8 protein-coding genes are annotated in these 12,078 nt (G+C 45.1%); 3 read left to right on the top strand and 5 right to left on the bottom strand.

Annotated features, from left to right (window positions below; all coding sequences use genetic code 11):
* The first annotated feature begins 320 nt into the window (after positions 1-320).
* A complete protein-coding gene (gene rapA, locus L3V36_RS10730) occupies positions 321-3,230 on the top strand; it encodes an RNA polymerase-associated protein RapA (protein WP_017080869.1) in 2,910 nt (969 codons plus the stop codon).
* A 140-nt stretch (positions 3,231-3,370) separates the two neighbouring features.
* On the opposite strand, the gene L3V36_RS10735 is transcribed toward rapA, so the two are convergent.
* The gene (locus tag L3V36_RS10735) at positions 3,371-4,648 is read right to left on the bottom strand and encodes a divalent metal cation transporter (protein WP_102441783.1); all 1,278 of its coding nucleotides are present in this window, start codon (positions 4,646-4,648) and stop codon (positions 3,371-3,373) included.
* 158 nt (positions 4,649-4,806) lie between these two features.
* On the opposite strand from L3V36_RS10735, the gene rluA reads away from it, so the two are divergent.
* Together rluA and L3V36_RS10745 are read left to right on the top strand one after the other, a co-directional pair.
* Complete coding sequence (gene rluA / locus L3V36_RS10740; protein ID WP_017095273.1) at positions 4,807-5,541, top strand: bifunctional tRNA pseudouridine(32) synthase/23S rRNA pseudouridine(746) synthase RluA; 735 nt, start codon at positions 4,807-4,809, stop codon at positions 5,539-5,541.
* A gap of 34 nt (positions 5,542-5,575) precedes the next feature.
* Entirely contained in the window at positions 5,576-6,538 is a 963-nt protein-coding gene (locus L3V36_RS10745; RefSeq protein WP_102492632.1) for a D-2-hydroxyacid dehydrogenase, read from the top strand.
* A gap of 160 nt (positions 6,539-6,698) precedes the next feature.
* Here the strand turns inward: L3V36_RS10745 and L3V36_RS10750 are convergent, their stop codons facing one another.
* The 4 genes from L3V36_RS10750 to argR all read right to left on the bottom strand — a co-directional run bounded on the left by L3V36_RS10750 (position 6,699) and on the right by argR (position 11,857).
* Positions 6,699-7,136 (bottom strand): universal stress protein, encoded by a 438-nt coding sequence (locus L3V36_RS10750; RefSeq protein WP_004735912.1) that lies wholly within the window; start codon positions 7,134-7,136, stop codon positions 6,699-6,701.
* Positions 7,137-7,240: 104 nt separating this feature from the next.
* Positions 7,241-9,820: a TRAP transporter permease gene (locus L3V36_RS10755; protein WP_017078820.1), complete on the bottom strand. Its 2,580-nt coding sequence runs from the start codon at positions 9,818-9,820 to the stop codon at positions 7,241-7,243.
* Between the two features lie 255 nt (positions 9,821-10,075).
* Entirely contained in the window at positions 10,076-11,044 is a 969-nt protein-coding gene (locus L3V36_RS10760) for a TAXI family TRAP transporter solute-binding subunit (RefSeq protein ID WP_208774768.1), read from the bottom strand.
* A 342-nt stretch (positions 11,045-11,386) separates the two neighbouring features.
* Complete coding sequence (gene argR, locus L3V36_RS10765) at positions 11,387-11,857, bottom strand: transcriptional regulator ArgR (RefSeq protein WP_004735909.1); 471 nt, start codon at positions 11,855-11,857, stop codon at positions 11,387-11,389.
* Positions 11,858-12,078 lie beyond the last annotated feature (221 nt).

Below are 12,078 nucleotides of genomic sequence, written 5' to 3' on the forward strand. Positions count from 1 at the left end.
ATCGCGTATTCGTTTGAGAGCAGCAATCTGCTACCTATAGATTACCCATGATTTTTTGACAGTTTGATTGCACTGGCGAAAACAGAAAAAAAGTATGAAATCATCTCCTTTAGGCGTGACCTAAATCACAGCATCGAGTAAGATTAGCGACCTTTTTCTGCACCATTTTCTCGAGATATTTATTATTAAGAGCGCACTTAAAAAGTGGCTGCAAACTAGGCATCTTTGGCTATATTTTTAGTTCAAGCGCGATAATGCTCTTGTTTAAAACTGCAGTTAACATGACCAAATTCCAACTATAAGATTGAGGTAGTCGATTCATGACATTTGCTTTGGGGCAACGCTGGATAAGCGATACGGAGAGCGATTTAGGTTTAGGTACCGTTGTAGCAATGGATGCTCGAACAGTGACAGTAATGTTTGCAGCATCAGAAGAGAATCGTGTCTATGCACGCACTGATGCTCCCGTAACCCGAGTAACGTTTAATGTTGGCGATGTCATCGAATGCCAAGAAGGCTGGTCTCTAACTGTCGAAGAAGTTATCGAAGATAAAGGGCTACTGACTTATTTGGGCACTCGTGAAGATACTCAAGAGACAGAGGTGACTCTGCGTGAAATATTCTTAAGCAACCAGATCCGCTTTAACAAACCACAAGATAAGCTGTACGCAGGTCAAATCGACCGTATGGATAACTTTGTGCTGCGTTACCGCGCGTTAAGCAATCAATACCAACAACATAAGAGCCCGATGCGTGGCTTGTGTGGTATGCGCGCTGGTTTGATTCCTCATCAGTTGTACATTGCTCATGAAGTAGGTCGTCGTCACGCACCTCGCGTTTTACTGGCTGATGAAGTGGGTCTAGGTAAAACCATTGAAGCAGGCATGATCATTCACCAACAGGTGTTGTCTGGCCGTGCTGAACGCATTCTGATTGTGGTACCTGAAACTCTGCAGCACCAATGGTTAGTAGAGATGATGCGCCGTTTCAACCTGCACTTCTCTATCTTTGACGAAGAGCGTTGTATTGAAGCCTTCGCTGAGTCAGATAACCCATTTGATACACAGCAATACGTTCTGTGTTCTTTGGATTTCCTACGTAAGAGCCGTAAGCGCTACGAGCAAGCACTTGAAGGTGAGTGGGATTTGTTGGTTGTCGATGAAGCGCACCACCTTGAGTGGAGCCAAGATAAACCGAGCCGCGAATACCAAGTGGTTGAAGGATTAGCGGAAAATACTTCTGGCGTACTGCTACTGACAGCAACCCCTGAACAGCTGGGTCGTGAGAGTCACTTTGCACGTCTGCGTCTGCTTGATCCTGATCGCTTCTACGATTACGAAGCATTCGTGGAAGAAGAAGACCAATACGCCCCTGTTGCTGATGCAGTAACGGCATTGTTCTCTGGCGTGAAGCTTGAAAACAGCGCGAAGAATCAGATCACTGAGCTTCTATCTGAACAAGATGTTGAGCCTCTATTCCGCGTTATCGAGGGCGATAGCAGCGAAGAAGAGCAAGCGTTAGCTCGCCAAGAACTGATTGATAATCTTATGGATCGCCATGGTACAGGTCGTGTTCTTTTCAGAAACACACGTGCTGCAATCAAAGGCTTCCCTAAGCGCAATGTAAACTTACTGCCGATGGATATTCCAACGCAGTACACAACCTCTATGCGTGTATCAGGCATGATCGGTGGCAAAATGGCTCCCGAAGCTCGTGCGATGAAGATGCTGTACCCAGAAGAGATCTTCCAAGAGTTTGAAGGTGAAGATTCAAGCTGGTGGCAGTTCGATTCACGTGTTAACTGGTTGATTGAAAAGATTCAAGATAAGCGCAGCGAAAAGATCCTAGTGATCGCCTCTCGTGCGAGTACTGCTCTTCAATTAGAGCAAGCGCTACGTGAGCGTGAAGGTGTGCGTGCAACCGTATTCCACGAAGGCATGTCAATTCTAGAGCGTGATAAAGCCGCGGCTTACTTTGCTCAAGAAGAGGGTGGCGCTCAGGTTCTTATCTGTAGTGAAATCGGCTCTGAAGGTCGTAACTTCCAGTTTGCTAACCAGTTAGTGATGTTCGATTTGCCATTCAACCCAGACTTGCTTGAGCAACGTATTGGTCGTTTAGACCGTATCGGTCAGCTGCGTGATATCGACATTCACGTTCCTTACCTAAAAGGCACATCGCAAGCGATTCTAGCGCGTTGGTTCGATGAAGGTCTGAACGCATTTGCAGAGACGTGCCCTACAGGTCGCACAGTTTACGACAAGTACTCTGATGTTCTTATTGAGATGTTGGCTTCTGGTAACACCGAACAACTTGATGAAGTGATTGAAGAGTCAGCGAAGCTAAACCAAAGCCTGAAATCGGATCTAGAAAAAGGCCGCGATCGCCTACTAGAAATGCATTCAAATGGCGGCGAAAAAGCGCATGAGATTGCCGAAAAGATCGCGTCGACTGACGGTGATACTAATCTAGTGTCTTTTGCACTGAGCCTGTTCGATACCATTGGTTTGAACCAAGACGATAAGGGTGAAAATGCGCTAGTTGTAACGCCATCTGAGCACATGATGGTTCCAAGCTACCCAGGCCTACCTTATGAAGGTGCAACCATCACGTTTGATCGTGAAACTGCGCTGTCTCGTGAAGACATGAACTTCATTAGCTGGGAACACCCAATGATTCAGGGTGGTATTGATCTGCTATTGAGTGAAGGTGTGGGTGCGTCAGCAGTATCGCTACTGAAAAACAAAGCGCTACCTGTTGGTACTATCCTGCTTGAACTGGTTTACCTTGTTGATGCACAAGCGCCAAAGCGCAGCGGTATCAGCCAGTTCTTACCTAAGACGCCGATTCGTTTGATGATGGATGGTCGTGGTAACGATTTATCTGCTCAGGTTGAGTTCGATAGCTTTAACCGTCAGCTAAGTCCTGTGAACCGTCACTTGGCAAGCAAGTTGGTGAATTCAGTACAGGGTGAAATTCACAAGCTAATTGAAGCTGGTGAGACGCATGTACTGCCGAAGGTTGAAGAAGTTCGTCAGCAAGCCCAGAAAGATATGCAAACCAACTTGAACGGTGAGCTAGAGCGTCTACAAGCGCTTAAAGCGGTGAACCCTAACATTCGTGATGAAGAGCTAGAAGTTATCGAAGCTCAAATCAATGAACTGACGGGTTACATCAGTAAGGCTCAGGTTCAGCTGGATTCGTTACGCTTGATTGTGGTTTCTCACAACTAAGCCAAGAACTCGAATATCGCTAGCTTTACGCTTTAACGAAATAAGGCCTTCATCACGAAGGCCTTATTTGTATCTGTAGCTTGGTTAACAGTTTAGTTCTGAGTTCGGTTAGCAGTTTGGCTAATAATTTGGAGAGCTGATTACATCAACCATTTCCACCAAACGAACAGAGCTAAGAAGCCAAATAGGTAAACCAGACCTGCTACAGACAACCATTTTAGCTTAGTGCCAATCGCAAGCGCTTTAGGTAGCTCTGCTTTGGTCACCAAAATGAAATTCAGTAATGCGAAGAAGGGGGTTGTGATAAAGGCGAGTATCATCGCGAAATCGAGCATTGGCATCAAGGCTGCACTAAAGAACATTACGATTGCTAGCGCAGCGATAGATACGATGATTATCCACCCTTGTAGCATTCTTGGGCTGCTCTCTTTTTTAAGCAGTAGACGCTGTGATTCAGCAAGTACGCGTGAGTAGCCATCGATAACGGTAATGGTACTGCCAAAAATACAGAAGAAGGCGACGATTGCGATCAGTGGACGAGACCATTCACCAATTGTTGAGGCGTAAATACCGACCAACTGATGAGTGAAGCCAACGCCAGATCGAGACAATTCAACTCCCGAGCCGTGAAGTACCAGAGCACCTAAAGCAACGAATACCAATGCAAGCAATGCCGTACCAATGTAGCCTACATTGAAATCAAACAGTGCTGATTGAGCGGTCACGTCTTGTTTCTCTTTTTGGCTTTTTAGCCACATAGAAGTGATGCTTGAGATCTCGATAGGCGCAGGCATCCAACCCATAGTCACCACGATAAATCCGATAGCTGCCAATGACCAAGGTGATGGTGGCACAAAAGCGGCATCAGGTTCGACTGGAGAGCCAATAGCAATCGCAACAGCAGCTAAGGTTGTGATGGTCAGGATCGCCATGATCGCTTTAGAGAGAGTGTCGAGCGCGCGGTAATGGCCCGCAAAAAGAATGATCAAACAGGTCGCTAAAACGATCATGCACAAGGTGCTGGTGGCTAAATCGAAAGGAATAAAGTAACTGAGTAGGCTCGCACTGAATAACAGCAAGGCTGCGGTATTCACGACTGCGGAAATAGCACTCAGTATCGAAAAGATCACAAGGTATGGGCGGCCTAGGTTAGAGTAACCTTCCACCAAGCTTTGACCCGTTCCTAGTGTGTATTGGATACCAGCTTTGAAGAACGGGTACTTAAATATGTTTACGAGGATAATAAGCGCGGCTAGCTGCCAACCATAAATCGCACCAGCCTTGGTTGAGGCTACTAAGTGAGAGCCACCTACCGCTGCTGCGGCCATCATAATGCCTGGGCCAAGAGACTTAATTAAACTTGATAGGGGAGCTGAGGTTGGTGTTTTTGTGCTGGTAGTTTTAACCGTACTTTCCATCATTTTTCCTTTGATGCTGACTTCTTATTATCCGTTACCCTATCAATACCATGTTTTGTAAGGCCGTCAACTTTTATGTACAAAAATGTTGAAAATTGTATTTATTAATAAACGAATCAACCGTAAATTATTTATTCACTAGTAATTAAGAGGCTTTAATGGCGTTAGAACAGTACACACCACCGTGTGAACCGTGGATTGATATTGTTTATCAAGATGACGATATTCTTGTGGTGAACAAGCCTGCAGGCCTGCTTTCGGTGCCAGGGAGATTGCCAGAGCATTACGACAGTATGTGGAGTCGGTTGGTTGTCGAATTTGCGGAGATTCAGGTGGTGCATCGACTGGACATGTCGACATCGGGGTTGATGCTGCTCGCTAAACACAAACAAGCTGAGCGTCATTTGAAGAAGCAATTTCAATATCGACTGACACACAAACTCTATTACGCCCGAGTATGGGGTTCAGTAGAAGAAGCAGAAGGTTTGATTGATCTGCCGCTCATTTGTGATTGGCCAAATCGACCAAGACAAAAGGTGTGCTTCGAGGATGGCAAGCCATCACAGACTCGCTATGTGGTGGAGCAACAAGAGGCTCAAACGGCATTGTTGAAGTTGCTGCCGATCACTGGCCGCTCTCATCAGTTACGTGTTCACTGCATGGAACTAGGGAATCCAATCGTTGGCGACGAGTTTTATGCAACGCCAGATGCGTTTAACTATAGTGATAGGTTAGCTCTGCACGCGTGTGAACTGAGCTTTTATCATCCGGCTAATAATCAGCTTTTCAAAGCCTTTGTTCCGTGTGAGTTTTACCCTCAAGCATCACCGCAAATTGAACAGCACTTTGAAATTGCGCCAGAGCTTCCAGACTACAGCAAGCTAAAAGCTTAGAATGGTTAAATCAATACCAATGCAAGGACGTACAATGCCGAAGTTGAAAGTGGTCTTTCTCGACCGAGCCACCATCCCATCTCAAATCCATTTAAAACCTCTCCGCTTTGAACATCAGTGGGTTGAGTATGATTTCACTTCGCCGGAGCAAGTGTCTGAACGAATTGAAGGCGCTGATGTGGTTATTACCAATAAGGTGGTGCTCAACGAATCGAATTTAGCTCAAGCACAACAGCTCAAGCTAATAGCCGTTTCAGCTACAGGTGTAAACAATGTCGATGTTGGCTACTGTAAGAGTAACAATATCGCGGTGACAAACGTGCAAGGCTACGCGACTCAATCGGTACCTGAACATGTTATCGCGATGTTGTTTGCGTTAAAACGAAATCTCGTTGGTTATCATCAAGACATCGAAGCCGGCGAGTGGCAAAAGGATCAACAATTCTGCTTCTTTACTCATCCGATTCAAGATGTTGCAGGCAGTACATTAGGCTTAATCGGTAGTGGTGGCTTAGGACAAGCAACAGCGATATTGGCTAAAGCAATTGGTATGAATGTCATCTTTGCTGAGCGTAAAGGGGCTGACTCTTGTCGAGAAGGGTATCTGCCTTTTGATACGGTGTTGCAGCAAGCAGATGCGATCAGCTTACATTGTCCATTGACCAAAGCGACTCGAGACCTGATTTCAGAGCGAGAGCTAGCCATGATGAAACCAAATGCGGTGTTAGTTAATGCTGGCCGCGGTGGACTCGTGGATGAACAAGCCTTAGTTGAAGCTTTGAAAAATCAAGAGATTGCGGGCGCGGGTATGGATGTGTTCACACAAGAACCGGCTGACAACTCGAACCCATTACTGGCTAACAGTCATTTGCCAAATTTACTATTAACGCCACATGTGGCGTGGGGCAGTGATAGCTCAATTCAAAAGCTGTCTGATATCTTAATCGATAACATTGATGCCTTTGTTTCTGGTAAGCCGCAGAATCTCGTCAGTTAAGCCGCAGTAAGCGGTTATACACTCAGCTTCAGACATAAAAAAGGTTGGCTTTGAGCCAACCTTTTTAGATGTTTTGTTTGTAGTTCGACTTAGCTTATCTGCCAGAAGCCAGAAGCCAGAAGCCAGAAGCCAGAAGCCAGAAGCCAGAAGCCAGAAGCGATTAGCCTTGAGGTTTGATGACCAATACATTGATTGGTGAATTCTGTACGACTTTACTCGCCACTGACCCCAGTACCACTTTGTCGATTTTCGAGCGCTTATGACTAGGCATCACAATCAGGTCTGCCCCAAGCTTTTCTGCGTAATCTAGAATCGTTGTGTAGGTTTTACCTTCGGCAACGTGAACCTTATAAACCACTTCATCGTCGATGTACTTGTCTGCAAACTCTTTCAGCTGATTTTTCACATCGAGCTTCATTTGGTTTGCTGCATCTTTCGGGAAGTAAGACGCCACCATCGACATGTGAATGCCAGGTAGTACGTTCAGAATATGGATTTCAGCATTACTGTGCTTTGCGTGCCATACCGCTAATTCAACAGCTTTGTCAGAAAAGCCTTTGTCGTTAAGATCAACAGGAACAAGGATTTGTTTATACATGTGTTTTTCTCTTTTTTATCAGCGCTTAGTATTGACCAAGCGCTGTGATTATCCTTTCCATGTAATAAAGCCAAATAGAGTTGAGCGCTACTTGGCTCTATCCATTACGCGCTAATCTCATCCTTACGAGCACGCCTTCTTTGGTTCATCGCTAAGCCAATCAAAATGAGTAGGGATGGTAAAAATACCCACTCTTTCATTGGTCTTTCTGCGTCTTGGATAACTGATTTAATTTCCCAATCAAAGTCAATGCCAGCCGCTTCTGCTGGGCTACCGAACTCAACCATGTCGACAATCATCTTGCCTTCAGATTTCGTCAGCATTAAGCCCATTGAAGCAATGCGGTCTTCACTTGTTGTCGCAGAATCTTCAAATGGAAGGCGAACCGTCTTCTCAGAATAGTCACCTTCTAAGTTTTCGCCACCCACTCTTAACTCAAGAGATTGTCCCACAGATAGACCTTCTGTGATTTGAGCGATCTCAACTCCAGGTGAAAGAACTTTCTCTGGATAAATCATGTCCCACCAGAAGCCAGGGCGGAAGAAAGAGAAAGTTAGAACCAATAGTAGGATCGTTTCCCACCATTTGTTCTTGGTAAACCACCAACCTTGCGTTGCAGCGGCAAAGATAAGTACCGCCGTCACAGAAGAGAAGATAGTGAGGAATAGATGCCACCAAGAATCAATGCCCATCAACAGTAGTTGGGTATTGAAGATGAACATGAATGGCAATATTGCTGTTCGGATATCGTAGGTAAAGCCTTGAATACCGGTCCGAATCGGGTCTGATTTTGCAATCGCGGCGGCCGCAAAGGCTGCCAAACCAACCGGAGGTGTATCATCGGCTAAGATACCGAAGTAGAACACGAATAAGTGAACTGCAATCAGAGGGATGATCAGGCCATGCGCCGCGCCTAAGGTAACAATTACCGGAGCCATCAACGTTGATACAACGATGTAGTTCGCCGTTGTTGGTAAGCCCATACCTAAGATTAAGCTGATTACTGCAGTGAATAGCAGCATAAGAATGATGCTACCGCCTGAGATGAACTCAACGAAGTCCGTCATTACCAAGCCGATACCCGTCAGAGTCACCACGCCTACAACCGTACCTGCTGCAGCTGTTGCTACACCGATACCAATCATGTTGCGCGCGCCTGAAACCAAGCTCTCTAATAGGTCAACGAAACCGGCTTTAGTTTGCTCTGCAAGATCGTCAGATTTGTTCATCAGAGTCATCAAAGGACGCTGTGTGATCAAAATAAAGATCATGAATACCGTTGCCCAGAAGGCAGAAAGACCTGGAGAGAATCGCTCTACAGTCAGACACCAAACAAGCACCACGATAGGCAGCAGGAAGTGCAGGCCAGATTTAATGGTTGGGCCTGGATCGGGTACTTCTGTTAGCTCGGCATCGATGTCCATGCCACCTTCAGCGGCATATTTTGCTGATACTCGAACCAAGGCTACATAAGAGATCAATAGAGCAACGGTAACAATAGGTGTCGCTGCATCGCCAAAGACATCTTTCGTCCAGCCGACACCGTAGTAAACCGCAGCACTGATGACACATAGCCCAAGAATGGTACCAGTGAAAGACAGTAAGCTTTGTACGATAGTTGGTGTGTGGCGACGAGGTAGGCCAGTCATACCAGCTTTACATGCTTCTAAGTGAACAATGTAAATCAGGGCGATGTAAGAGATAAGAGCAGGCAATAGCGCCGCTTTAATCACTTCTACATACGAGATACCCACATATTCAACCATCAAGAATGCAGCAGCACCCATGATTGGTGGAGTTAATTGACCATTGGTTGAAGCGGCAACTTCTACAGCACCGGCTTTTTCACCTGAGAATCCGACTCTTTTCATTAGAGGGATCGTAAAAGTACCCGTGGTTACCACGTTAGCGATAGATGAACCAGACACAAGACCGGATAGGCCAGATGCAACAACGGCTGCTTTCGCTGGGCCGCCTTTCATGTGGCCAAGTAAAGAGAACGCAACCTTGATGAAGTAAGCACCTGCGCCCGCGCGTTCTAGCATTGCACCAAACAGTACAAATAAGAATACGAATGACGTAGAGACGCCAAGAGCAACACCGAATACACCTTCAGTTGTTAGCCACAGATGCGACATTGCCTTGTTCAGGCTTGCACCTTTATGGGCGATAACGTCTGGCATGTGTGGACCGCCAAAGGTGTAAAGTAGGAAGACTGCAGCCACAACCATAAGAGGTGGACCTAAAGCGCGTCGTGTTGCTTCAAGCAGTAGAACCATACCAAATACAGCAGCAACAATATCGAATGTTGTTGGTGCGCCTGAACGTTCAGCGAGTTGAGTATAGAAAATATAGATATAAGAAGCTGAAAAGCTACCAACCAGCGCTAATATCCAGTCGACCGCAGGAATTCTATCCCGAGGCGAATTTTTCATGGCTGGGTAAGCGGTAAAGGCTAGGAAGATGGCAAACGTAAGATGAATTGCTCGAGCTTCAGTGTCGTTTAAAATTGCGAAGTTAAAAATGAACGGCAGCGGAGATGCATACCAAAGTTGGAACAGTGACCAACATAGAGGCACAAACCATAAAATACGGCCTTGGATACCGCGAGGGCTACGCGCACCAGTGTCTGATTGTGCCACCATTTCTTGCACATCTGGAGACGGTGATGTTGTCTGCGTCATGTACTTTATCCTTATTATTGATGGTCTGCCTTTCTTACGAACAACGAGACGTTATTTATTTCCTATCTAGTGTAGCGAATGGATAGGGAAATGCGTTTTTTGTTCGTCTTTGTCTTAGGCTTGATACGAAGGTAAGTTCGCCAAATTGGAGAAACTTAAAGGTTTGTCTCTTTTCACTTGGGTTATTTTTATAAAACGTGAAAAGCCAATAAGGAGGACATGCCTCCTTATTGGTAGAGCAGGCTTAAAGTAGAATTACTTTAGAAGGCTTACTTCTTTGTAGTATTTTACTGCGCCAGGGTGAAGAGGGATTGAGATACCCGCTTTAACCATGTCTTCTTTCTTCAGGTTCGCAAATGCTGGGTGCAGGCGTTTGAATGTAGCGAAGTTTTCAAATACCGCTTTAGCAACGTTGTATGCGACTTCATCAGAAACGTCAGACGTTGTTACCATAGTTGCAGCAACACCGAAGCTGTTTACGTCAGCATCTGTACCACGGTACATGCCAGCTGGAACTGTGCTGTATGCGTAGTATGGGTTTTCAGCTACGATCTTGTCGATTTGTGGACCAGTTGCAGAAACCAGTTTTGCATCACAAGAAGTCGTTGCTTCTTTGATTGATCCGTTCGGGTGACCAACCATGTAGATGAATGCATCAATCTTGTTGTCACAAAGAGCTTGTGAACGCTCAGAACCTTTAAGTTCAGAAGCAAGCTTGAAGCTATCGTTAGTCCAACCCATAGCGTCCATTACAACACCCATCGTTGCACGGTCACCAGAGCCTGGGTTCCCAATGTTTACACGCTTACCTGCTAGGTCAGACACATTGTTGATACCAGCATCGGTACGAGCGATGATGTTGAACGGTTCTGTATGTAGAGAGAACATAGCGCGAAGTTTTTTGTATTCGCCCTGATCTTTGAATTTACTTGTACCGTTGTAGCCGTGGTATTGCCAGTCCGATTGAACAACACCGAAATCTAGTTCACCAGCACGGATGGTGTTAACGTTGTAGATCGAACCACCAGTAGATTCTACAGAACAACGAATGTTGTGGTCTTTGCGGCCTTTGTTCACTAGCTTACAAATAGCGCCACCAGTTGGATAGTAAACACCCGTTACTGAACCAGTACCAATTGTGATGAATTCTTGAGCGTTAACTGCGCCAGCGCCCATTACAGCAGCTGCAATAGCCCCAACTTTAATAAGTTTGGTAAATGCCATGAATTTCCCTTCCTTTATTCATTATTAACCCTGAAACAAGTGTAGTCGTTTCTGGAGTTTCCTATTTGGAAACGGCACCTTTTTCAATCCATGTGATGAAAAAGTGGCTGAATAATATCAAAAATTGGCAGAAAATTACTCAAATGTTAAAAGATATAGCTAAAAAATCTAACAAATGACGGTTGGATCTTGTGTTTGATTTGCTACTGAGTTTTTTAAAATCAATGGTTTAGTGGTGTTTGAGGAGGGGGAGATAGATATTCTAGGATGTGATTTGGATCACGAAGCGAATCGGTGTTCGTGATCCATTAATCAGGTTTATGGTTATGAAACTGTGACCAATTATCCTGCGTATTCAAACAGTTCGCACACAGAATCAAACAATTGCTTCGTGGTAACTGACAAGGTTGGCGTGATGAAGATAGTATCATCGCCTGCAACGACACCTAGTATACCTTCCGACTTACCTAATGAGTCCAATAAACGAGCAATAAGCTGCGCCGCACCTGGGCCGGTGTGTATCACCACCAATGCATTGTTGTGGTCGATATCTAATACTAATTCTCTCAGAGAGCTAGAAACTGTCGGAACACCCAGTTCAGCAGGAAGACAGTAAACCATCTCCATTTTTGCATTACGAGTTCGAACTGCACCAAACTTAGTTAACATACGCGAAACTTTAGATTGGTTGATACTTTCAAAACCTTCATGTTTGAGGGCATCGACAATCTCGCCTTGCGAACCAAAACGTTCTTCTTTTAGTAATGATTTAAAAGCACGAACTAAGTTGTCTTGTTTTTCTGTATTGCGCATATGTCATTCTTATTCATTAACAAAGATGTTTGCATATTCTCGCATACATATTCAATTTTAGCTAAAATATCACGGCAATTTGTTAGTCATATCACTGTAAAAATTTAATAGAATAATGTGTTATTAGTGTCGACTTATTTTGTTATTTCAGTCGATTATCGCCATAATGCGAACTTGCTGTGTAGCACGGTTTTATTGACTTGCGCGAAGTCGCAAAGCTG

This window comes from Vibrio sp. G-C-1, assembly GCF_021728015.1.
In the GTDB taxonomy this organism is placed as follows: Bacteria; Pseudomonadota; Gammaproteobacteria; order Enterobacterales; family Vibrionaceae; genus Vibrio; species Vibrio splendidus.

Bases quoted from the DNA above. Each gene is read 5' to 3' on its own strand.
- L3V36_RS10750 (WP_004735912.1), bottom strand. From the start codon at position 7,136: ATGTATAAACAAATCCTTGTTCCTGTTGATCTTAACGACAAAGGCTTT.
- L3V36_RS10760 (WP_208774768.1), bottom strand. From the start codon at position 11,044: ATGGCATTTACCAAACTTATTAAAGTTGGGGCTATTGCAGCTGCTGTA.
- rluA (WP_017095273.1), top strand. From the start codon at position 4,807: ATGGCGTTAGAACAGTACACACCACCGTGTGAACCGTGGATTGATATT.
- argR (WP_004735909.1), bottom strand. From the start codon at position 11,857: ATGCGCAATACAGAAAAACAAGACAACTTAGTTCGTGCTTTTAAATCA.
- rapA (WP_017080869.1), top strand. From the start codon at position 321: ATGACATTTGCTTTGGGGCAACGCTGGATAAGCGATACGGAGAGCGAT.
- L3V36_RS10745 (WP_102492632.1), top strand. From the start codon at position 5,576: ATGCCGAAGTTGAAAGTGGTCTTTCTCGACCGAGCCACCATCCCATCT.
- L3V36_RS10755 (WP_017078820.1), bottom strand. From the start codon at position 9,820: ATGACGCAGACAACATCACCGTCTCCAGATGTGCAAGAAATGGTGGCA.
- L3V36_RS10735 (WP_102441783.1), bottom strand. From the start codon at position 4,648: ATGGAAAGTACGGTTAAAACTACCAGCACAAAAACACCAACCTCAGCT.